The sequence below is a fragment of the Candidatus Persebacteraceae bacterium Df01 genome, assembly GCA_030386295.1.
GTDB lineage: Bacteria > Pseudomonadota > Gammaproteobacteria > Tethybacterales > Persebacteraceae > Doriopsillibacter > Doriopsillibacter californiensis.
This window is the reverse complement of record JANQAO010000001.1, coordinates 600,738-621,832: the sequence shown is the minus strand read 5'-3', so window position 1 is coordinate 621,832 and position 21,095 is coordinate 600,738. Positions and strand designations below refer to the sequence as shown.

Annotated in this window: 24 protein-coding genes; 11 read left to right on the top strand and 13 right to left on the bottom strand. The window is 46.8% G+C overall.

The window, feature by feature from the left end:
- The 3 genes from NQX30_03095 to NQX30_03085 form a co-directional block, all read right to left on the bottom strand.
- On the bottom strand, positions 1–235 hold a 235-nt coding region (locus tag NQX30_03095), incomplete at its 3' end, for an enoyl-CoA hydratase-related protein (GenBank protein ID MDM5147360.1).
- Positions 232–765 (bottom strand): dihydrofolate reductase, encoded by a 534-nt coding sequence (locus NQX30_03090; protein MDM5147359.1) that lies wholly within the window; start codon positions 763–765, stop codon positions 232–234. The genes NQX30_03090 and NQX30_03095, both read right to left, overlap by 4 nt.
- Complete coding sequence (locus NQX30_03085) at positions 762–1,556, bottom strand: thymidylate synthase (protein ID MDM5147358.1); 795 nt, start codon at positions 1,554–1,556, stop codon at positions 762–764. Before NQX30_03085 ends, NQX30_03090 begins: the two co-directional genes overlap by 4 nt.
- A gap of 57 nt (positions 1,557–1,613) precedes the next feature.
- Here NQX30_03085 and NQX30_03080 point away from each other — a divergent pair, with 57 nt between their 5' ends.
- From NQX30_03080 to NQX30_03070, 3 genes are all read left to right on the top strand, one after another.
- Positions 1,614–2,951: a metallopeptidase TldD-related protein gene (locus NQX30_03080; protein ID MDM5147357.1), complete on the top strand. Its 1,338-nt coding sequence runs from the start codon at positions 1,614–1,616 to the stop codon at positions 2,949–2,951.
- Positions 2,948–3,571, top strand: coding sequence for a flavin reductase family protein (locus NQX30_03075; GenBank protein MDM5147356.1), 624 nt, complete (start codon positions 2,948–2,950; stop codon positions 3,569–3,571). Before NQX30_03080 ends, NQX30_03075 begins: the two co-directional genes overlap by 4 nt.
- 115 nt (positions 3,572–3,686) lie before the next feature.
- Entirely contained in the window at positions 3,687–4,067 is a 381-nt protein-coding gene (locus NQX30_03070) for an Hsp20/alpha crystallin family protein (protein ID MDM5147355.1), read from the top strand.
- A 140-nt stretch (positions 4,068–4,207) separates the two neighbouring features.
- Here NQX30_03070 and pgeF read toward each other — a convergent pair whose 3' ends face one another.
- Positions 4,208–4,954 carry a peptidoglycan editing factor PgeF gene (gene pgeF, locus NQX30_03065; GenBank protein ID MDM5147354.1) on the bottom strand — a complete coding sequence of 249 codons (747 nt, stop codon included), beginning with the start codon at positions 4,952–4,954 and terminating at the stop codon, positions 4,208–4,210.
- Positions 4,945–5,883: an RluA family pseudouridine synthase gene (locus NQX30_03060; GenBank protein ID MDM5147353.1), complete on the bottom strand. Its 939-nt coding sequence runs from the start codon at positions 5,881–5,883 to the stop codon at positions 4,945–4,947. The genes pgeF and NQX30_03060 overlap by 10 nt, the downstream gene beginning before the upstream one ends.
- Positions 5,884–5,890: 7 nt before the next feature.
- Here NQX30_03060 and NQX30_03055 point away from each other — a divergent pair, with 7 nt between their 5' ends.
- Positions 5,891–6,631 carry an outer membrane protein assembly factor BamD gene (locus NQX30_03055; GenBank protein MDM5147352.1) on the top strand — a complete coding sequence of 247 codons (741 nt, stop codon included), beginning with the start codon at positions 5,891–5,893 and terminating at the stop codon, positions 6,629–6,631.
- A 4-nt stretch (positions 6,632–6,635) separates the two neighbouring features.
- Here NQX30_03055 and lysS read toward each other — a convergent pair whose 3' ends face one another.
- On the bottom strand, positions 6,636–8,117 hold the full coding sequence (gene lysS / locus NQX30_03050) for a lysine--tRNA ligase (GenBank protein ID MDM5147351.1): 1,482 nt from the start codon (positions 8,115–8,117) through the stop codon (positions 6,636–6,638).
- A 513-nt stretch (positions 8,118–8,630) separates the two neighbouring features.
- On the opposite strand from lysS, the gene NQX30_03045 reads away from it, so the two are divergent.
- From NQX30_03045 to NQX30_03020, 6 genes are read left to right on the top strand one after another with little or no spacing between them, the layout of a single operon-like run.
- Positions 8,631–9,671, top strand: a complete 1,041-nt coding sequence (locus NQX30_03045) for a substrate-binding domain-containing protein (GenBank protein ID MDM5147350.1) — start codon at positions 8,631–8,633, stop codon at positions 9,669–9,671.
- Entirely contained in the window at positions 9,671–10,861 is a 1,191-nt protein-coding gene (gene pstC, locus NQX30_03040; GenBank protein MDM5147349.1) for a phosphate ABC transporter permease subunit PstC, read from the top strand. Before NQX30_03045 ends, pstC begins: the two co-directional genes overlap by 1 nt.
- Positions 10,854–12,104, top strand: coding sequence for a phosphate ABC transporter permease PstA (gene pstA, locus NQX30_03035; GenBank protein ID MDM5147348.1), 1,251 nt, complete (start codon positions 10,854–10,856; stop codon positions 12,102–12,104). The genes pstC and pstA overlap by 8 nt, the downstream gene beginning before the upstream one ends.
- Entirely contained in the window at positions 12,098–12,892 is a 795-nt protein-coding gene (gene pstB / locus NQX30_03030) for a phosphate ABC transporter ATP-binding protein PstB (GenBank protein MDM5147347.1), read from the top strand. The genes pstA and pstB overlap by 7 nt, the downstream gene beginning before the upstream one ends.
- Positions 12,893–12,906: 14 nt before the next feature.
- On the top strand, positions 12,907–13,584 hold the full coding sequence (phoU, locus tag NQX30_03025) for a phosphate signaling complex protein PhoU (protein ID MDM5147346.1): 678 nt from the start codon (positions 12,907–12,909) through the stop codon (positions 13,582–13,584).
- A gap of 26 nt (positions 13,585–13,610) precedes the next feature.
- A complete protein-coding gene (locus tag NQX30_03020; GenBank protein ID MDM5147345.1) occupies positions 13,611–14,678 on the top strand; it encodes a hypothetical protein in 1,068 nt (355 codons plus the stop codon).
- Here the strand turns inward: NQX30_03020 and ftsY are convergent, their stop codons facing one another.
- From ftsY to tpx, 5 genes are all read right to left on the bottom strand, one after another.
- Positions 14,679–15,554 carry a signal recognition particle-docking protein FtsY gene (gene ftsY, locus NQX30_03015; protein MDM5147344.1) on the bottom strand — a complete coding sequence of 292 codons (876 nt, stop codon included), beginning with the start codon at positions 15,552–15,554 and terminating at the stop codon, positions 14,679–14,681. It lies immediately after the preceding gene.
- An 11-nt stretch (positions 15,555–15,565) separates the two neighbouring features.
- Entirely contained in the window at positions 15,566–15,994 is a 429-nt protein-coding gene (locus NQX30_03010; protein MDM5147343.1) for an SH3 domain-containing protein, read from the bottom strand.
- On the bottom strand, positions 15,994–16,479 hold the full coding sequence (locus tag NQX30_03005; GenBank protein ID MDM5147342.1) for a protein-export chaperone SecB: 486 nt from the start codon (positions 16,477–16,479) through the stop codon (positions 15,994–15,996). The genes NQX30_03010 and NQX30_03005 overlap by 1 nt, the downstream gene beginning before the upstream one ends.
- A gap of 3 nt (positions 16,480–16,482) precedes the next feature.
- Positions 16,483–16,905: a rhodanese-like domain-containing protein gene (locus NQX30_03000; protein ID MDM5147341.1), complete on the bottom strand. Its 423-nt coding sequence runs from the start codon at positions 16,903–16,905 to the stop codon at positions 16,483–16,485.
- A 111-nt stretch (positions 16,906–17,016) separates the two neighbouring features.
- A complete protein-coding gene (gene tpx / locus NQX30_02995) occupies positions 17,017–17,517 on the bottom strand; it encodes a thiol peroxidase (protein MDM5147340.1) in 501 nt (166 codons plus the stop codon).
- A 187-nt stretch (positions 17,518–17,704) separates the two neighbouring features.
- Between tpx and NQX30_02990 the strand changes: the two genes are divergently transcribed.
- Positions 17,705–18,634 carry a DMT family transporter gene (locus NQX30_02990; protein MDM5147339.1) on the top strand — a complete coding sequence of 310 codons (930 nt, stop codon included), beginning with the start codon at positions 17,705–17,707 and terminating at the stop codon, positions 18,632–18,634.
- A 156-nt stretch (positions 18,635–18,790) separates the two neighbouring features.
- Here the strand turns inward: NQX30_02990 and NQX30_02985 are convergent, their stop codons facing one another.
- Positions 18,791–20,236 carry a catalase gene (locus NQX30_02985; protein MDM5147338.1) on the bottom strand — a complete coding sequence of 482 codons (1,446 nt, stop codon included), beginning with the start codon at positions 20,234–20,236 and terminating at the stop codon, positions 18,791–18,793.
- 148 nt (positions 20,237–20,384) lie between these two features.
- Complete coding sequence (ccsA, locus tag NQX30_02980; GenBank protein ID MDM5147337.1) at positions 20,385–21,089, bottom strand: cytochrome c biogenesis protein CcsA; 705 nt, start codon at positions 21,087–21,089, stop codon at positions 20,385–20,387.
- Between the last annotated feature and the right edge of the window lie 6 nt (positions 21,090–21,095).

Here is a 21,095-nt window from a genome sequence, read left to right as displayed (position 1 = left end):
CTTGTTTGGCACGTACTTCACGCAAATCGTGTCCTGCGCAAAATACTGGTCCACTGGCGGCGATGACAACAACTCTTACAGTGGCATCCGTATCAGCTTCTTGCAATGCCGTTTGTAAACCGGCAATCAATGCGTCTGACAGCGCATTGCGGCTTTGCGGCCGATTAAGCGTAAGTATCCGCACGCCGTTAATATCCTCGCGTAAAAGCAAATCCGTTGTGGAGGGTTCTGTCATCGTGTCACTCCTTTCAAAAACGTCAACTCAGCCGTATTATCCGAACGCGTCGTCGTTTGTAAGTATTTTTCATACTGCACAAAATCAAAACGTTCTCGCCCAACGAAAGTGTGCACTTGCCGTTGCGTTTCTATCCAGTCTGTAAATTGCGGAAAATAAGTATCTCCCTCTACTTCTATGTCAATTTCCGTCAGATACAATCTATGCGCCAGTGGTAAAGCCGTTTTGTAAATCTGTGCGCCACCAATAATAAAAATTTCTTCCACTCCATTGGCAATGTCAAGCGCACACTCAATTGATTGAGCGGTTTCGCATCCGGGGAATGTCAAATTGCTACGGGTGACAATAATGTTTTGACGACTCGGTAACGGTTTGCCAATAGACTCGTGTGTGCGTCGTCCCATAATAATCGGCTTACCCATCGTTAATTTCTTAAAATACTGCAAATCTTCGGGTAAATGCCACGGCAATTGGTTATTAACGCCAATCACTCGATTGCGGGCGACGGCGGCAATTATGGAAATAATCATACTGCCACCGGAGCACTGATACGCGGTTGCGGCGCGTAATTTACAAGCTCAATATCGTGGCTGGTAAATTCAAAGATATCCGTCACATTTGGTGACAATACCAGTGTCGGTAACGGCCGCGGAGTTCGAGCAAGTTGTGTTTTTGCTTGTTCAATATGATTCGCATACAAATGCAAATCGCCAAAGGTATGAATAAATTCACCTGCCTTCAAACCACATACATGTGCCATAATCATTGTCAACAATGAATAAGAAGCAATATTAAAAGGCACTCCTAGAAAAATATCAGCACTTCGTTGATATAACTGGCATGATAGCTTGTCGCCAGATACGTAAAATTGAAACAATGCATGACAAGGCGGTAACTGCATATTGTCTATTTCAGCAACATTCCATGCGGATACCAACATACGTCGCGAATCGGGAGTTTCTTTCAACAGCCGGATTACATTAGTGATTTGGTCAATCGTGTTTCCACCCACCGTTGGCCAACTGCGCCATTGACGCCCATAAATTGGCCCTAAATCACCATTGGCATCAGCCCATTCGTCCCAAATAGAAACATCATGTGCTTTTAAATAAGCTATATTGGTATCACCACGCAAAAACCATAACAGCTCATGCAATACTGAATGCCAGTGTACTTTTTTAGTTGTCAATAACGGAAACCCAGCATTCAAATCAAAACGTACCTGCCGACCAAAAACAGATAACGCTGTGGTACCGGTGCGGTTTGTTTTGTCGTCTCCGTTTTGCAAGACGTCGGTCAAAAGTTCAAGGTACTGTTGCATGAAAGACTATAATCTCCGCTTCTGTTTTTATTTTCTCAAGGTGATTTTAACGCACTCATGGAATTCTTTTACAACAAGGGAAAACTCAAAGATATCGCTGCTGAAACAGTGCGCCTGGCGCAGCGCAACGGCGCCGACGCAGCGCAAGTTGACACCTCAGAAAGCGCCAGCATGGAAGTGACAGTACGCGGCGGCAAACTGGACAGCATGGATATCAGTCGCAGTCAAGAATTGTCACTTACAGTGTACGTAAATAATCATGAAGGCTCTGCCAGCGTCGGTGAGCTAACCACCATTGCCATGCAAACCGCTGTAGACAAGGCACTGTCTATCGCTCGCGCTGGTGCTGCCGACTCTTGTGCAGGCCTCGCCGATTCTGCGCTCATGGCTACCCATTTTCACGATTTATCTTTGTATCATCCGTGGGAGCTTTCACCAGAAGCGGCCATTACTTTGGCCTGCGAATGTGAAGCAAGCTCATGGGAAGCACATTCGGCGATTAACCGCAAAAAAAGCGAAGCAGCGCTTTCTACTGGCATATCACAAAACGTGTACGCCAACAGTCATGGTTTTTGTGAGATAGAACAAGAAACCGCACACACCATCAGCTGTACTGCTATCGCCGAAAAAGATGGCCAGATGGAGCGTGATGGTTGGAGCGAAACTCGCCGACAGTCATCTCAATTACCACTTGCTACCGCCATTGGTCGTGATGGCGGCGAACGCGCTGCACGAAGGCTGGGAGGCAAAACTATTCGCGCAGGACGCGTCAATGTGCTATTCCAAGCGCCAATATCACACTCACTAATATACCACCTGCTAGGCGCAGCCAGTGGCGGAGCGTTGTATCACAAAACGTCATGGTTGCTTAATAAATTAAATGAGCAAGTCTGTGCGCCACATATCAATATTTCAGAAAATCCGCATTTGCTCGGCAAAATGCGCAGTGCCAATTATGACAATGAGGGAGTAGCGACTTGCCCACGCACTGTGGTGGAAAACGGTATATGGAACGGTCGCTTTTTGAGTTCGTACAGCGCCCGCCGACTTAATACGCAAACCACCGGTAATGCTGGCGGCGCTCACAATTTGGAAGTGACAGGACACACGCTCAATAACGTTGACATGCGGCAAGCATTGGGAACGGGATTAATCGTCACCGAGCTCATGGGACAAGGCGTCAATAGCGTTAACGGTGATTATTCACGCGGCGCAGCGGGTTTTTGGGTAGAAAACGGCACAATCGTCCATCCTGTCAGCGAGGCCACCATTGCCGGCAATTTGTTGCAAATGTTACCAACAATTGTCGCCATCGGTGATGATGCCATGAACCGCGGACTCGTACTCTGCGGTTCCATTCTCATTCCAAATTTGACTGTAGGCGGGGCACGATGATTATTGATATGGCAACGCAAAGCCGCAGCAGCTGTTATCACTGGATGACGCAAGCGGTTATCCCACGCCCCATCGCTTGGATATTAACTGAAAATAATGATTGCTCATACAATCTAGCACCGTTTTCTTATTTCAACGCCCTCTGTTCGGCTCCGCCGCTTATCGGCGTATCCATTACCGCACAAAAAAACGAAATTGCAGAAAAAAAAGATACACTAGTCAATATTCGCTCTCGCAAAAATTTTGTCGTACATATCGCTTCAGTTGCACAATTAACAGAACTAAACGATAGCGCCGCCACACTACCCTATGGCAAATCGGAAGTGGCGGCAACAAATTTAGCCGTCACACCGTATGATAATTTTGTTCTCCCCCGACTGACGGACTGCCCGCTAGCACTAGCCTGTGAATTACATAAAGAAATAGACTTGGACGGTCAAGGCGAACAAATATTAATTTTAGGAAAAATTCGGTGGCTCTATGCTAGTGAGGCAACTCTCACAACCGACGCTAAAGACCGCCCGTTAATTTCGGCTGAAGCGGTCAATCCTGTAGCGCGGTTGTCCGCCGGAAATTATGCCCACCTAGGCGGCTTTATTACCTTACACCCCTCCCAATAACCCCCTGCGACACACTGGCTTAAAGCAAACAAGCAATACATAAAATTTCGCCTCCTCTTGAAAAATGCATTTCTCTCCCTATAAATAAGAAAACACAAAAAATAGGAGACTCATCATGCACAATCTTTACAAACCTTTTGACCGCTTTTTACAATCCGTTGAACGCGATTTTCCTGCCGCATCATCTGCAGGCTTCCGCGTGAACATCAAGGAAAGTGAAGCGCACTATCACCTATCTGCTGACTTGCCGGGAGTTACCAAAAAAGACGTATCAGTAAACGTTGAAAACGGTGTGCTCTCCATCAGCGCTTTGTTTAAACAGGAAGAAGGCGACATGCTACATAGTGAACGGTTGAACGGTTCTTATGAGCGAACTTTTCGCCTATCCGACAAAATTGCCGCAGAATCTATTGAAGCGGCTATGAAAGATGGCGTGCTAACGCTTACCATCCCCAAAGGAGAACGAATCATCAAACGCCAAATCGCCATTAATTAACTTATCATTTCTTTTGCGGCGAATGTCTGCATTAGGCATTCGCCGTTTTTTCTTTCCAAAACCACTTAATCTCGTTTCAACGTATCAAGGAAACATCTAATAACCTCATTGCGTTTTTTATGGATGGCATGTCAAAATCATCATGCTTTTGGCAACGCTGTTTTCCAAACTAATGCTGCCATTCTTCCGGTTTTGTTGTCCCGTCGAGCAGAAAAATAGTGTTTTTTATCTTCATATGTACAGGCAGTGCTGAAAGTAATATCTTCAATTCCCAAATCACGCAACCGCCGCGCAGCTAATTGCGGTAAATTAGCAAACCATTTTTCATCTGTCGCATCATGCAAATAAAAATGTGATGCGTCCAACTCATCTCGACACAAGGCGTCACGAACGTCGGCACCCACTTCATAGTGTGCAGCACTAATGGCAGGACCTAAGTATGCAATCAATGGTTCATCACTGTTGGCACGCAATACGGCAACGGTGTTTTCTAACACGCCGGCAGCCAAACCGCGCCAGCCGGCATGTGCTGCTGCCACACCGTTACCATCCCTAGTACACAGCAACACCGGTAGGCAATCAGCGGTAATCACCGCGCAAGGAACACCAGCAGAAAAAGTATAAGCCGCATCCGCAACCGAAACATCAGATTCAATATCCTCAGCACGCAACACTCGGCTGGTGTGTGCCTGTCGCAACCAATTTGGTGCCGACGGCAATATTGCACACAACCGCATGCGGTTTTCACCTACCGCTTCGTTATCATCGTCGACATTTGGTGACAAATTTAAGGAGTGATATGGTGGATCGCTAACACCATCCAACCGCGTGGTAAAAACGGCAGCAATGTTGGTCGGCGCAGGCCAGTCGGGACGAATTAGGTGCATACGGCATCCAATTGGGCGATAACAGCCTGCATATCATCTGGCAAAGGGCAACTCCAACAGCATTCATCAACTCTAACGGGATGTATCAAGCGTAAAGTTTCGGCGTGTAATGCCTGTCGTGATATGAAAAAATCCTGGCAACGGGCACGACGTTGATAAACAGGATCACCGATAATTGGGTAGCCGGCATACTCCAAATGCGCACGGATTTGATGAGTGCGCCCCGTCTCCAGCCAACAACGCAGCAACGCAAATCCCGGCCAGCGCCGCAAAACCGCATAGCGGGTGACGGCTTCCTTACCGCCGCTGTGAACCACGTTCATGCGCGCCTGCGCGCCACGCTTAGGAGACAAAGCACGGTTAATTAATCCAGTTGCCGCCGGTGCACCACAAACTAACGCTAAATATTCGCGCCCAGCTTGCCGACTTTTAAATTGTTCAATGAGCGACTGGCGTGCCACTTCGGTTTTTGCCGCCACGAACAAACCGCTGGTGTCTTTATCCAACCGATGCACAATACCAGCGCGCGGCAGTGCAGCTGCCGGTGGATGGCGATACAACAGCGCTGCCTGCACGGTGCCAGTGCGGTTGCCGTGCCCTGGATGAATAACCATTCCAGCGGCTTTGTTAACAACCACAATATCATCATCCTCATAAACTACTCGCAAAGGAATATTTTCTGCATCACAATTTTCGTCATGAACTTGTGGTAAACGGGAAAAATCAATATTAATTTCTTGCCCAGCATTAACTAACTGCGCTTGCCGTCTGCATTCCACCCCGTTAACGCACACGGCACCAGAAGAGATAAGCGCCTGCAGCGCCGCACGCGTGTGCGCGGAAAACAATTGGGCAAGCACACGGTCTAAGCGAGTGCGCGATGGCCAATTCGAGCATAAACAAAGGCTAGTATAATGGTGAGTTGTCATGCGAATTATGCAGATTTTATGGGCGAGCGTTTTTTTGGTTCTTGCCGGTTGTGCTAGCACGCCAGAAGAGCCGCCTACGGCACGAGAATTATACGAGCAGGCGCATGAACTCCAAAACAGCGCGGATTATGAGCAAGCGATTGAGAAATTTGATGAGCTGGTGGCAACTTATCCAGCATCCTCTTACGCCCAACAAGGCATGCTGGATTTGATATATCTGCAATACAACCGCACAGATTATGATGGCGCCGTAGCCGCCGCTGGTCAATTCATGAGTGCTTATCCCGACAGTCCCAATGTCGCTTATGCTCTGTATTTGGAAGGACTGACTTACTTTCGCGAAGACCAAAGTTTGATTGATAGGCTGGGCTTTCAAGACCCAACCGAACGCAATCCTGACTCGATGCGGCTAGCTTTTCTCTCATTTAAAAAGCTACTAGATAGCTATCCTGACAGTAAATATGCTGAAGACAGTGCTAACCGTATGCGTTACTTGATTAATGCCTTGGCGCGACACGAAGTACACATTGCCAATTATTATTTGCAACGTAACGCGGTGCTGGGCGCTATTAATCGCGCTAAATTAGTGTTAGATATCTATCCCGACAGCGCATCCAGCGAAGAAGCCTTGTCGGTACTGGCGCGCGCCTACGAAATAATGGGCGCCAAAAACGACAAACAAAAAACCCTACGGCTGCTGGAAATTAATTTCCCTGATAATCCTTTGGTTAAAAATAGCGACAACTAAATTGCTATTCGCCGCCAACTGGGCGCAGTTGCGGAAATAAAATAACATCGCGAATAGACGGAGAATCGCTAAGCAACATGGCCAAACGATCAATGCCGATACCGCCGCCCGCATTGGGAGGCAATCCATACTGCAATGCTAAAATATAATCATCATCATAGTGCATGGCTTCTTCATCGCCGGCACTCTTTTTAGCAGCTTGCTGTCGAAAAATTTCTGCCTGCACATCGGGATCATTTAATTCAGAAAATCCATTAACCAATTCACGACCAGCAGCAAACATTTCAAACCGCTCGGCAATATCGGAATTGTCGGAACGGCGACGTGCCAACGGTGAAGCCGCCGCCGGATAATTCACCAAAAAAGTAGGTTGAATTAAAGAAAATTCTGCTAAATATTCAAACAATAACAACTGCAACTCGCCCAGTGATAATTTAGCGGTATCGACTTCACCTTCGGAAGCTAAACGTGAACGCAAAAACACCTCGTCGTGCAATTGTTCTTCGGAAATCTCCGGATGCTCTCGCAATACCGCTTCCACTGGCGATAACCGCGCAAAAGGACGCTTAAAATCCAGTGTTTGACCTTGGTAAGTTATTGTTTCATTACCAGTGAGTTGCACCACCAAGCCGTGCAGTAATTCTTCGGTAATTTGCATAAAATCTTCGCAGTCATGATAAGCCGCATTAAATTCCAACATTGTAAATTCGGGGTTGTGGCGGGTGGAAATACCCTCATTACGGAAATTACGATTAATTTCAAATACGCGGTTAAACCCACCCACCAGTAATCTTTTAATATAAAGCTCTTGTGCAATACGCAGGTAAAAGTCGGTATTTAGCGCATTACAGTGAGTAACAAAAGGACTCGCGGCAGCACCGCCAGGAATAGGCTGCAAAATTGGAGTTTCCGCTTCCAGATAATCACGAGCATGAAAGAAATCGCGAATATGGCGAATGATACCAGAGCGCATCACAAAAACGTCACGCTCGTCAGAATTAGCAGTCAACGACACATAACGGCGCCGATAACGCATTTCGGCGGCGGCGATACCGTGGAACTTTTCTGGAGGCGGCTGCAACGACTTAACCAACAACCGCAAAGCAGAGGCACGTACCGTAAGCTCACCCATTTTTGTTTTGAATAACGTTCCCTCACAGCCGATGATATCGCCGATATCCCACTCCATGAGTGCGGAAAAACCCTCTTCTCCCAATCCATCACGAGTAGCGTAAATTTGCATACGTGTACCGTCATCTTGCACTGTCACAAAAATCGCTTTGCCCATTTGCCGCCGCAACATAATGCGCCCGGCGATAGCCGTTAACAGCGGCTGGTCGGCGAGAGACTCGCGGTTTTTATCACCGTGTGCCTTATGCAATGCATCAGCGCTATGAGTTGGCTTAAAATCATTGGGATAAGCGTCACCACGGGCGCGTAAAAGGTCTAATTTGTGGCGGCGAATAGCGTGTAAATCGTCAGTCATATTCAAATTTTGTCAAACCTCCATTGTACTAGGGCAAAGTAAAAACACCGCTTTGAAACTGCGTGATTGAATAATAAGCAGCGCCAGCACTTTACAGGTAAAATAAACATTCTACTCAACTCATTAAACACTGCACAAACCACTGCACAAACATCTTCGTTATAGGCTGTCAAAAAATCAATAACCCCAAAATAAAATAATATATAATTCACTTGTAATCATGTTAGTTGATAACAGACGCTTATTTTTATTTGAGAAAGTCTTTCTCAAAATATTTTGTTCACTAATTATCTTAAGCGGCAAATCTGCCGCTTATTTTTTGTCTATCGCTCTGCCCCCGTTGGCGGCACAAAATCGCACGAAAAAAACATAACTCGGTGTCAAACGATTTCTTTTTCTCACTAATCAATCGTTTAATAACTTCATTTTTTTTATTCTTTCACTAAATTTATTGTTAGCACAAAAGCGATAAGCAATTATATTTCTGCCCATATTCAACTCCAAGAAACGCTCATGAAACTCTCAACTCCTAAAACTTTAGTGCTCACTGCACTGATGCTCATAACGTCGCTAGCAAGTGCCGGTAAAAATAACATTGACATTGTTGGCTCGTCTACTGTGTACCCGTTTTCTACCGTAGCGGCAGAACGTTTTTCCCAAGCCACAGGTCATCTCGCTCCTAAAATTGAATCAACCGGCAGCGGTGGCGGTATGAAATTATTTTGTAAAGGAATTGGTGCTAACACACCTGACGTTACTAACTCCTCACGGCGAATAAAAAAATCTGAACAAAAGCTATGCGCCAAAAACGGCGTCAATGACATACTAGAAGTCAAAATTGGCTATGACGGAATCGTTATTGCGCAAAGCCTTGACGGCAAATCAATCTCTCTGACTCGCAAAGAATTATTTTTAGCTTTGGGCAAAGAAGTACCGAACTCTAGCGGAAAACTAGTTCCCAACCCCAACAAAATGTGGAGTGATGTAAATTCCTCTTTGCCCGATACCACCATTCGCGTTTACGGCCCACCGCCAACTTCCGGCACCCGCGACGCTTTTTCTGAGCTGGTGTTAGAAAAAGGTTGCGAAACGGATGATGCTTTGAAAATTCTAAAAAAATCAGACAAAAAAACCTACAAAGCAATCTGTCACGGAGTACGCGAAGATGGTGTCTACATTGAAGTTGGCGAAAATGACAATATCATCGTTCAAAAATTATCATCCAATCCAGATACTTTGGGCATTTTTGGATTTAGTTTTTTGGAAGAAAATCGCGACAAAGTACGCGGCATTGACATTGAAGGAATAGCACCCGAGTTTGAGGCCATTGCTGACGGCTCTTACCCAATCTCCCGCCCTTTATTTTTTTATGCCAAAATAGCACACTATGGCACAGTTGACAATTTGCGTGAGTTTGTTGAATTTTTTGTCCAGCCTGAAGTCATGGGCGACGACGGTTTTTTGGCAGATCGCGGATTAATTCCATTGCCAGTCGACGAATACGACGCAATAAATAAAACCGTTTTCGAGAATCAAGCTATGTCTCAACTGTAATGATTATAAGTTGGCTGGTGGGGCTGGCAGGACTGGCATTTCTTGCTGCCAACTGCCCAATGCGAAAGCTGGCGGAAGCAGACCATACGACTTCGGCGTTTTATGGTGCTTATGCTGGTTCCGCCACTATCGTCGGCGGAACTCTGGCGGCGGTAGCATGGGCGCTAATATCAATGCTAGCGGTCATGCCCTCGTGGCCACTGTTCATCGCAATGACTGCCGCTGCTGTTGCTTCTACCTGGCATGCGAGACAGCTGCGGTTCAAAAAAAAACGAGCTCGCTATGGCTTTGAAAAGCTCTCTCTGTTTATTATTACCTTAGCTGCGGTTATTGCTATTCTCACTACTGTCGGCATTATCGCCTCGGTAGCAGTAGAGTCTGTTCACTTTTTCTCACAAGTGCCTATCAATGATTTTTTATTTGGCACACTCTGGAGCCCGCAAATTGCAATTCGCGAAGACCAAGCTGGTGCCGGCGGTGCTTTTGGTTTTTTACCGTTGTTGTCCGGCACTATGCTGATTACCGTCATTGCCATGACGGTAGCCACGCCCATCGGAATTATGTCGGCAATTTATCTGTCAGAATTTGCCTCACCAAAAACACGTGCGCGCATCAAACCCGTACTAGAAATGCTCGCTGGAGTGCCGACGGTGGTGTATGGTTTTTTTGCCGTTATCACGCTTTCCCCAATATTGCGCGACTTGGGAGAATCACTGGGAGTTACTGTTGCCGGTGAAAGTGCATTAGCAGCAGGGCTGGTGATGGGGGTAATGCTAATTCCGTTCGTCGCCTCACTGTCAGAAGACGCGCTATTTGCGGTTCCAGAATCACTACGCCAAGGCGCACTTGGACTTGGCTCCACACGCTTTGAAATGGTTATCAAAGTAGTAACACCGGCAGCGCTACCAGGCATTGTCGCTGGCATTTTGCTCGCGTTCTCACGCGCTGTTGGCGAAACCATGATCGTCGTTATGGCGGCAGGCGCCTCGGCAAACATGACCGCCAACCCGCTAGAAGCAGTTACCACCATCACGGTTCAAATTGTCACGCTGCTAACCGGCGACCAAGAGTTTGACGACCCTAAGACACTTGCTGCATTTGCACTGGGTCTAACGCTCTTTTTTGCTACTTTAATTTTAAATATGCTGGCATTACACGTGGTACGCCGTTATCAGGAACGCTATGATTGACCGCACCGCCAATCTTCACCGGCGCTACGTACGCGAACGCCGCTTTGTACGCGCGAGCGCCGCCTGTGCTGTCAGTGCTGTGCTATTTTTAGGCTTTTTGTTAACAGATGTTATCTGGCAAGGATGGCGTGGTTTTTTAAGTGCCTCCATGCAGTTACACGTTTTCATTGACCCACAAACGGTAGGCGCAGAAGGCAAAGCGTCAGTATTGCGCTATCAAAAACTGGTACAAAAATCCCTGCACGAACGATTTTCCAATGTAACCGCTCGTCAGGACAAAAAACAGCTCAAACAACTAGCCAGCTTTGGCGGTGGTATCAAGTTGCACAGCATGGTGCAAAAAAATCCTTCTCTAATCGGCGAACGGCTAGCTGTATGGCTCCCCGCCAGCGCCATTGCCGAAGCTTATCTCAAAGGAGGCACCGACACCGATTTACCCGAAAATCAGCGCAACATTAGCGACCAACAAATTGCTTGGTTAGATGAACTACGCGATGCCAGCTCCACGCGAATAGAATTTAATACCCGTTTTTTTACCGCCGCAGATTCTCGTGATCCGGAACTATCGGGTATTGCCGGCGCTTTACGCGGCACTTTTTTTACGCTGCTATTAGCATTTTTACTCGCTTTTCCCGCCGGAGTGATGACGGCGATATATTTGGAAATCTTTGCACCGCGCAACCGCTGGTTTGATTTGATAGAAATCAATATTAACAATCTGGCGGCAGTGCCTTCGGTAATTTTTGGCTTACTTGGGCTGGCAATATTTATCAATCTGTTTGGCATCCCACGTTCATCATCATTGGTAGGAGGTATGGTGCTATCACTCATGACGCTGCCTACCATCATCATCACCGCTCGTGCTGCATTGCGAGCGGTGCCGCCGTCATTGCTGTTTGGCGCGCTTAGCTTAGGCGCTACTAAAATGCAAGGCGTGTTTCATCATGTACTACCGGCGGCCATGCCGGGCATCTTAACCGGCGCCATCATCGGCATGGCGCAAGCGCTAGGCGAAACTGCACCACTGTTGATGATTGGTATGGTAGCCTTTATTGCCAATGCTCCCGATGGTATCACTGACGCCGCTACCGCCTTGCCAGTGCAAATTTTCTTGTGGGCGGATAGTCCGGAACGTGGTTTTGTAGAGCGCACTGCGGCAGCAATTGTCACGCTACTTGGCTTTTTGGTACTAATGAATGCCTCTGCCGTTATCTTGCGCAAACGATTGGAAATCAAATGGTAGTCCATAACACCCCTTCGCCAAAAAAGAAGCTCACCACATTAATTGAGGCACGCAATCTAACCGTCCATTACGGTAATTCTTGTGCACTCAACAACGTCAACATTGACATCGGAGCAAAAGAAATTACCGCACTTATCGGTCCTTCCGGCTGTGGCAAGTCCACGTTCTTACGTTGCATTAACCGCATGAATGACCTTATTGAAGGCTGCCGCGTCACCGGCACCGTCTTACTTGACGGCGACGACATCCATCATTCCACCTTTGATGTGGTGGATTTACGTTCTCGCATCGGCATGGTCTTTCAAAAACCCAACCCTTTTCCCAAATCCATTTATGACAATGTAGCGTATGGTCCGCGCATTCACAGTATGACAAAAAATCGTTCTGACCTAGACGATGTGGTAGAACACAGTCTGCGGCAAGCTGGGCTATGGGAAGAAGTACGTAACAAATTAGACACCCGTGGAACTCAGTTGTCCGGTGGTCAGCAACAGCGACTGTGTATCGCCCGCGCTATTGCCGTAGAACCGGAAGTTATTTTGATGGATGAACCCTGTTCGGCACTGGACCCAATCGCTACCGGGCGTATTGAAGAATTAATGTTTGAGCTGCGGAAACAGTATACTATCGTCATCGTCACCCACTCTATGCAACAGGCGGCGCGTACGTCGCAACGCACCGCATTTTTTCATCTGGGAGAATTGCTGGAAGTCAGCGACACCCAATCTATTTTCACCAACCCGTCACATGAAAAGACGGAAGCTTATATTACTGGACGCTACGGATAACTATTGACCATCACATGACTGACACGCCACATATCAACCCCGCATACGATAAAGAAATGACAAAAATGGCTTTCCTGCTGCACAGTATGGAAGAAGCTCTACGTCAACAAATGCAAGATAGTAAAGAAGCATTTGTCAATATGGATTCACAACGCGCCAAAGCGGTACGGCACAAAGATACCGCACTCAATCAAATGAAAGCACAATCGGTGGAGCAATCAATTGCCATTTTGGCACGCTATCAGCCGATGGCTGAAGATTTGCGTAAAGTAGTAAGCTCCTTCAAAACTGCCATTGAATACGAACGCATCGGCGATTACCTAAAAAACTTTGCCTCCAGCGTGACCAATTTTGCCAAACATGACGAATCTCTCATGGTTTTTCCATTGATAGTACAAATGATGGATGCCGTACAACAACAGTTTGGCGATTTTTTGATATCCTGTGCCGATGACGACATACCGGCAGCCATTGCCGTATGGCAGCGAGACAACGACATTGATGATTTGTTCAAAATGCTCATTCACGATGCCTTAAAAAACCATAAGCAAGGTGACGGAAACGCACACAGTCTAGTGCAAGCGGTACTGGTGGCAAATAATTTGGAGCGCATCGGCGACCGCGTCAAAAATTTAGTAGAGATTTTTTATTATCAAAAAACAGGAAAGACACTGGAATCAGAATACGAATGACAAACACGCCATAGTACAATGCCCATATGAAGAAAATCGCCTTTTTATTGGTATTAATTTTTGCTGGGCACTCCGCAGCTCAAGTCTCGCGCCAAGGTACGATTGCCAGTGACGAACAACGCGCCAAAATTTTTCTTGAGAAAGGCGACTGGCCAAATCTGCTTACACACTCCACTTATTGGATTAAAAAATATCCCGGAGAAGGTAAGGCGTGGCATTATTTAGGCATCGCGCAAAAAACACTCGGGCAAAAAGAGGAGGCTATAAAATCGCTTACTAAGGCTTGGAAATTATCTTATCAGCGCGATTACGACATTATCAGCGATGTGGGCGACATGTATGTTGAACAAGAGCAGTGGGACCTCGCCGAAAACGCCTACCGCAAAGCACTGAAGATTAAGAGTCAATCACCTGACATGTGGAATAGACTAGTGGACGTCATTTTTGCCTATCCTCATCCCAGCCAGCTTAATGACGCCGCCGTCGCACTCAAAAAATTATTGTCCTTTCCCGACTACGTGAATAACCCCGATCGGTGGCAGCAATACGCCAAAACTATTGATGAATTGGGCATGGATGACGAGGTGGTATACGATGCCTATCGGCACGTGTTACGCTTACTCCCTAAAAATATTAATGCTTACGAAAAAATGCACACCATTGACCTAATACGCGGCGATATCCAAGAAGCTGAAAAAAAACTTTCATCCCTCCTAAAATTAGATTCTAAAAACCCGACAGCCAACGTTTACTTTGGTCGCCAAGCGCTCAAAAACGGCAATCCTAAAATTGCCCAACAATATTTTAGTGTTGTCTTGGAGCACGCCAACTTACCCAAAAGGCTACGCGCCAAAACGCTAACCGCTTTGGGCGACTTACACAGTAAAAAACGTGATTTTCCCAACGCACTGGAACAGTATCGCCAGTCTATTTCCACTGACCCAACATACCTCCCGCCTTGGGAGCAAGTTATCGCCATTTTGCGTAATCAAGGCAATTTTTCCGATGCGCAAAAGTACTATGAAAAATTACTTACTGTAGAGCGACTTATTGCGCGAAACAAAACCGTTGACGATAGCGTATTACCGTTTTAGTTAGGTGCTATACTGTGAATTCATCCCCGACAATGCCAGCGCATAGGCATCTGCATCAAAAATCTCCAAATCATCAGCACCTTCTCCCACTCCAACAAAACGCACCGGTTTAGGCATTTTTTCAGCCAATGCCAGCAAAAACCCACCTTTGGCTGAACCATCCAATTTAGTCAATACTAATCCCGTCACTCCAGCTACCTGCTGAAAAGCTTCAATTTGCGCCAGTGTATTTTGACCGTTGGTAGAGTCCAATACCAGTAACAATTCATGCGGCGCGCCAGGCATGGATTTGCCAATGGCGCGCCGTATTTTTGCCAACTCCGCCATCAAATGCGTTTGTGAGGGCAACCGCCCTGCCGTATCCACCAACACCACATCACATTGCCGCGCTGTTCCTGCGCGCACAGCATCAAAAGCCACCGCCGACGGATCCCCAACTCCGGTAATAATTTCCACATCCAACCGCTCCGCCCATTCACCTAATTGCTCTCGAGCAGCGGCGCGAAATGTGTCTCCAGCGGCCAACAATACTTTTTTATTTCTCGTGACAAACCAACGACACAGTTTAGCTATGGTAGTAGTTTTACCTCCGCCGTTAATGCCCATCACCATAATTACAAAAGGCTTGCGTCCATCCAACGTCAATGACGCTTCCAGCCGTCTAAGATGTGCCGCCATTACATCTGCCAGCAAGGCCGCAGGTGGTTTGCTAGTATCTTTATCGCGCACCTCTTGAATGAGTCGCGCAGCTAACCCAGCACCTGTGTCGGTCATAATTAGCCCCTCTTCTAGCGCGGCAAAATCATCATGATTGTTGTCGGCAGCATCGGCAAACTGCTGGCGAGTTTTATTGAGAACTCGAGAAAACAGCGCCATTGATGTAAAAATCAGTCATTTATCCACACGTCGACCGCCGCCACGTGACCGGTTTCGCCGTCGGGGTGTAAAACTTCCAGCCAGCCGTTTTTGCCGCCCAGCACTTCGAGCATTACATCGCGTGCAGCATAAAACACCACCGGTGAATTAGCGTTTGGTGCTGCTCGCACCGCTGCTTGTGATGCTGTCACAACGGCACTACGTAACGGTGCCACGCGGCGCTCAAGCACCCAACCGGTATTACCGTGATGTGTAAACACTTTGCGCCAACCGTCCACTCGGCTAACTTCTTTGAGTGGGTGTCCCCCGCTCAAAATAAAAAGCGCCCGTGCTTTTAGCGATGGAGCATCGTACAACACTGAAGGACCACGCAATTGCCAGCCGTCAGCAAGTAAGGGAGCACAGACACCCAATGCTGCCACCAACAACAGCGCACGCATTAGGAAACGGTACCTTTTTCGCCTTTTTCTTGACTTAATTGCTCTTCCATCGCTTTCAATTTCTTCTGATGCAAAGCACGAAAATTAAACGGCGGCAAAAATATTCGTGGCGCGCCAGCACGCATCATCAAATCACTCAACAATTGACTAATATAAGGATATAGCATTTCTGGGGCATGCACGTTGAGCAACCTTTCTCGCTGTTTGGCCTCAACATTTTCAATATAAAAAATACCACCTTGTGAGATTTCAACGAGCAGCTGTACATTTTCACCACTAAGCACTTTTGTCGTAGTCTCCAGCACCACCTCATAATAATTGTCACGGCTGAGTTGGCGCGATATATTACGCAATTCCAGCTTTATTGTAGGCGTAGCATTAAACGTTGGCGTCACTACGTTTTCCGGCATTTCCAGCGACATGTTTTTAATTAAAATATTTTCCAGGCGAAATATGGCTTCTTTTTTTTCATTATTCTCGGTCATTTATTATCCCTCTTTATTTTTACCCAAAACGGGCAATTGTGCTCTTAACCAAGCATCCATACCACCTTGCAATGCCTTTACGTGGGAAAACCCTTGTGCCGTCAAATCGCGTACATGACGGCGCGCAACAGGACCTTGCTGGCATACCAAAATAACGGGCCTTTCTCGGTATCGTTCAATATCAGCAGTACGTTTTTTCAATTCGACGGCGGGAATATTACGTGATTGTGATATTTTCCCTTTGGCAAAATCGGCCGCCGAACGCAAATCCACCACCACTCCTTTTTCTCGATTAACCAGCAGTACAGCTTCTCCAGTATCCACTGTTTGAGCATTGTCACGAGCAAAAGTCCAAGCCAAACCAGAAGAAGCAAGAGACGCCATAACTACCCATGGCAGGTTTTCCATCGCAAATGCCAATATCATTGGCAGGATTATACCGCCGTCTCAGTACTTGACGGTTGTGATAACCGAATGAAAATTTCAGACTGTGCGCTTACTCTCTCCGACATCCGGAAAAGCAACAGCGTTCGTGCTTTATTTTAAAGCCGCCAGCGCTGCATCATAATCAGGCTCTTGTGTAATTTCAGGAACTTGTTCGGCGTGGCTGACTATGCCGTCAGGAGCAACTACTACAATCGCTCGTGACATAAGCCCACATAACGGCCCGGTAACGATGAGCACACCATAATCATGACCAAATTCAGGATGGCGAAAGCTGGACAACGGCACCACATTGTCTAATCCTTCGGAACAGCAAAAGCGATCATGAGCAAACGGCAGGTCGGCGCTGACACACAGCACAACGGTATTTTTTCGCTTATCTGCCTCAGTGTTGAAGCGCCTAACCGAAGTAGCACACACCGAAGTATCTATACTGGGGAAAATATTGAGAATCACGTTTTTACCGATGTAGTCGAATAATTTAGATTCTGAAAGATCACTTTTAACAAGCGTAAAATTTACCGCCTTACCACCGACTGTAGGAAGTTTGCCGACAGTTTCAATAGGATTGCCTTGCAATTTGATGGAAGCCATAATTTCCTCTATATTGGATAATATTTCGGTCATTATACGCATCTCACAACAACCAGCCTACAGAATAAAACGAAACCCTCTATATAAAACAACCGCGATTCGCCACCTTGATTTGAGAGTATTCTCCGCTGATTTTGTACCAGTCTGTCAAGCAAGGCTGTTTTGTCCAGCCGGTATACAATGTGGCATGATTTTGTCGCCACAATTGCACCGCTGGAGAAGACAGCTATATGACAATCCATATATATTGCTCACACTGACGGCATTTTTCTTTGGTGGCAATACCATTGCTGGGCGTCTTGCCGTCGGTGAAGCTTCACCGTATCAGATTGTCACACTACGCTGGATTGTCGTTTTTATGATTTTATGCGTCTGGCAACGTGGGCGCATGATTGAAGCTTGGCGCCAAGCTCGCCCACGAGCACTGTGGATTTTTTTAATGGGCACGCTGGGATTAACGTTATTTAATACCTTATTTTATGAAGCTGCACACCGCACCAGCGCAGTTAATTTAGGTATCATTCAAGGCACTATCCCAGTATGGGTACTGCTCGGTTCGCTGGTATTTTATGGCGTACGATTTGGCGTTTTACAAGGTGTTGGAGTGCTGCTCACCGCCGCCGGCGCAATACTGTTGGCATCACAGGGTGATTTAGTGGCACTTATTCGCCTAAATATTAACAACGGCGACTTCATGATGTTTATCGCCTGCTTTATTTATGCCGGCTATACTGTGGCTCTAAAAAAACGCCCGCCATTGAGCAGCGTGCTATTTTTTTCACTATTAGCGGGAGCTGCGTTACTGAGCTCACTGCCACTCATGTGTTATGAATTATTTTTTAGTGATGTGCCGTGGCCAACGACACGTGGTTGGGGACTAATCGTATTGATTGCGCTGTTTCCGTCTTTTTTATCACACGTGTTTTATATTCGCGGAATTGAAATATTAGGGCCGGGACGGGCAGGAGTATTTATTAATTTAGTGCCAGTATTCGCGGTGTTGCTAGCGGTGCTATTATTGGACGAACCGATTTTTTGGTTTCAGGGTATAGCACTGCTACTGGTGCTACTAGGTATCTGGCTAGCAGAAAAACGGGCAAAACGAGATAGTTATTGAAACATAAAAAAATCAGTTCCATTATCAATCAGGCAGCGCTTCATATCGTGGCTCGTCCCCACCAGCAACGAACGTAGAACGGCGATTTTTTTAGACATAGTAAAATATCGCACCCGCCCGATACTCTCCGCTATTGACAGCTAAAAACAGATAATACTAATCTGCCTGCCGCAACAATTGTTGCTTCACTCCTTCACCGTATGCAGCATCAGCTTTAGCAAAATGGGTAATTTGCCGTTGCACAATGTCTTCCGGCACGCCCTGCATAGATCGGGCGATGTTAGCACACAAGCGTTCTTGTTGCTCCGACGTCACTAACCGAAATAAGTTTCCGGGCTGGGTGTAATCATCATTGCCATCACGGTGATTATAGCGAGCAGCATCGCCGCTAATAGTGAGCGGTGGCTCTCGGTGTATATCACCTTCTGCCGGACCGTCAAAACTGTTGGGCTCATAATTGACCGCACCACCGTTATTACCGTCAAATCGCATTGCGCCGTCACGGTAATATGTGTGTACCGGACATTGCGGACGATTAACCGGCAAGTCTTCATAATTCACACCCAAACGATAGCGGTGTGCATCGGCATACGAAAAAATCCGAAATTGCAACATTTTGTCGGGGCTGTGGCTAATACCCGGCACCACGTTTGCTGGCGAAAAACTGGACTGTTCTACTTCGGCAAAATAATTTTCTGGGTTGCGATTAATCTCCAACACGCCAACATCAATAAGCGGATAATCGCCGTGCGGCCACACTTTAGTTAAATCAAAAGGATTGTATGGCGTCTTTTCAGCATCCACCTCAGGCATGATTTGCACACAAAATTTCCATTTAGGAAAATCTCCCGCCTCAATAGCACTAAACAAATCGCGCTGGTGACTTTCGCGGTCACCGCCTACTACCGCCGTAGCTTCCTCGTCAGTCAAATGCGCAATACCTTGCATAGTTTTGAAATGAAATTTCACCCAAAAACGCTCGCCTTTAGCATTGTAAAAACTATAAGTATGCGAACCATAGCCGTTAACATGGCGGTAACTTTTGGGTAACCCGCGATCGGAAAACAAGATCGTCACCTGGTGCAGACTTTCCGGTGACAATGACCAAAAATCCCACGCTGCCGTCATATTACGCAGATTATTCTTGGGATCACGTTTTTGTGTGTGAATGAAGTCGGGAAATTTGTACGGATCGCGCACAAAAAATACTGGTGTATTATTACCCACCATATCCCAATTTCCCTCATCGGTGTACACCTTGAGGGCAAAACCGCGTACATCTCGCTCAGCATCAGCGGCACCACGCTCACCAGCAACGGTAGAAAAACGCAACAAGCAATCAGCACGGTTGCCAGCTTTACCAAACAAAGATGCACATGTGTAATCAGCCATGTTTTTGTCAATCGTTAACGTGCCATAGGCGGCAGATCCTTTAGCGTGGACGATACGCTCGGGAATACGTTCACGATTAAAGTGAGCGTGCTTTTCAAATAATTGCCAATCTTGCACCAGCAACGGGCCCCGCGGGCCTGCAGTAAGGCTGTTTTGATTGTCATTTACCGGAATGCCAGCAGAAGTAGTAAGTATTGGACGTTTGGACACAATATGCTCCTTTTTAGATAAAAAATTGTCTATGCCGCCAGCAACCGAATAGCCAAAAATATTATTTACAGCATATCGCACCGACAAGGAAAATTGTACAACATTTACCGTTATGTTTTTTCCGTTACACCAAGGTAATTTTCACAAATCAGCTTTTTTCCAATAACACTTGCAACACAAAATAAGTACCGAAATAACTCAGCACAAAAAACATAAAGCCAGTGGCAAGCCATATTTGCGCTGTGCGCCCTCTCCAACCCAGATAATGTCTCCCCACCAGCAACCCGCCAAACGTGACCCACGTCAGCACGGCAAACAAAGTTTTGTGTGCGGGCGGGAAACCATCGCCAAAAGCCACCCCACTCACTAAGGTTAATGACAACAACGCAAAGGCCTGGGCGAGAGTGCAAAAACAGTTTTTTTCCATCGTGAGTAACGGCACTGTGCCAGCGGACGATAGTTGGCGGCGCGCGCGTTCGGCAAGACGCAAATCTAACCATTGCAACATGGTGGTAGCGGCAAAAGCATAAGCCAACATGGCAAGTAGTACATGCGCTACCGTAACCGGCGCCAGCGATGGCGCTTTGGGCGTATAAAACAGCATCGGCGCTAAAGAAGACAATGCCATCAATACGAGAAGCACGGCGCGTGATGCCGGACGAATGCGTCGCCACGCGACAAGAGCCGTGATAAGCATAAATAGCGACAATGACATGCCAACATCAAAGCGTAATGCTTGCCATTGATGAATACCAATACCGATAATATGCAGTCCTGCCGCCAGCCAAAAAAAGATGCTACGACGTAACGCTACTGCGTAACAAATTGCCGTAATGACATGTAGTAGAATCATTTATTT

Coding starts and splice junctions, on each gene's coding strand:
- NQX30_03090 (MDM5147359.1), bottom strand. CDS start 765: ATGATTATTTCCATAATTGCCGCCGTCGCCCGCAATCGAGTGATTGGC.
- NQX30_03085 (MDM5147358.1), bottom strand. CDS start 1,556: ATGCAACAGTACCTTGAACTTTTGACCGACGTCTTGCAAAACGGAGAC.
- NQX30_03080 (MDM5147357.1), top strand. CDS start 1,614: ATGGAATTCTTTTACAACAAGGGAAAACTCAAAGATATCGCTGCTGAA.
- NQX30_03075 (MDM5147356.1), top strand. CDS start 2,948: ATGATTATTGATATGGCAACGCAAAGCCGCAGCAGCTGTTATCACTGG.
- NQX30_03070 (MDM5147355.1), top strand. CDS start 3,687: ATGCACAATCTTTACAAACCTTTTGACCGCTTTTTACAATCCGTTGAA.
- pgeF (MDM5147354.1), bottom strand. CDS start 4,954: ATGCACCTAATTCGTCCCGACTGGCCTGCGCCGACCAACATTGCTGCC.
- NQX30_03060 (MDM5147353.1), bottom strand. CDS start 5,883: ATGACAACTCACCATTATACTAGCCTTTGTTTATGCTCGAATTGGCCA.
- NQX30_03055 (MDM5147352.1), top strand. CDS start 5,891: ATGCAGATTTTATGGGCGAGCGTTTTTTTGGTTCTTGCCGGTTGTGCT.
- lysS (MDM5147351.1), bottom strand. CDS start 8,117: ATGACTGACGATTTACACGCTATTCGCCGCCACAAATTAGACCTTTTA.
- NQX30_03045 (MDM5147350.1), top strand. CDS start 8,631: ATGAAACTCTCAACTCCTAAAACTTTAGTGCTCACTGCACTGATGCTC.
- pstC (MDM5147349.1), top strand. CDS start 9,671: ATGATTATAAGTTGGCTGGTGGGGCTGGCAGGACTGGCATTTCTTGCT.
- pstA (MDM5147348.1), top strand. CDS start 10,854: ATGATTGACCGCACCGCCAATCTTCACCGGCGCTACGTACGCGAACGC.
- pstB (MDM5147347.1), top strand. CDS start 12,098: ATGGTAGTCCATAACACCCCTTCGCCAAAAAAGAAGCTCACCACATTA.
- phoU (MDM5147346.1), top strand. CDS start 12,907: ATGACTGACACGCCACATATCAACCCCGCATACGATAAAGAAATGACA.
- NQX30_03020 (MDM5147345.1), top strand. CDS start 13,611: ATGAAGAAAATCGCCTTTTTATTGGTATTAATTTTTGCTGGGCACTCC.
- ftsY (MDM5147344.1), bottom strand. CDS start 15,554: ATGGCGCTGTTTTCTCGAGTTCTCAATAAAACTCGCCAGCAGTTTGCC.
- NQX30_03010 (MDM5147343.1), bottom strand. CDS start 15,994: ATGCGTGCGCTGTTGTTGGTGGCAGCATTGGGTGTCTGTGCTCCCTTA.
- NQX30_03005 (MDM5147342.1), bottom strand. CDS start 16,479: ATGACCGAGAATAATGAAAAAAAAGAAGCCATATTTCGCCTGGAAAAT.
- NQX30_03000 (MDM5147341.1), bottom strand. CDS start 16,905: ATGATATTGGCATTTGCGATGGAAAACCTGCCATGGGTAGTTATGGCG.
- tpx (MDM5147340.1), bottom strand. CDS start 17,517: ATGGCTTCCATCAAATTGCAAGGCAATCCTATTGAAACTGTCGGCAAA.
- NQX30_02990 (MDM5147339.1), top strand. CDS start 17,705: ATGATTTTGTCGCCACAATTGCACCGCTGGAGAAGACAGCTATATGAC.
- ccsA (MDM5147337.1), bottom strand. CDS start 21,089: ATGATTCTACTACATGTCATTACGGCAATTTGTTACGCAGTAGCGTTA.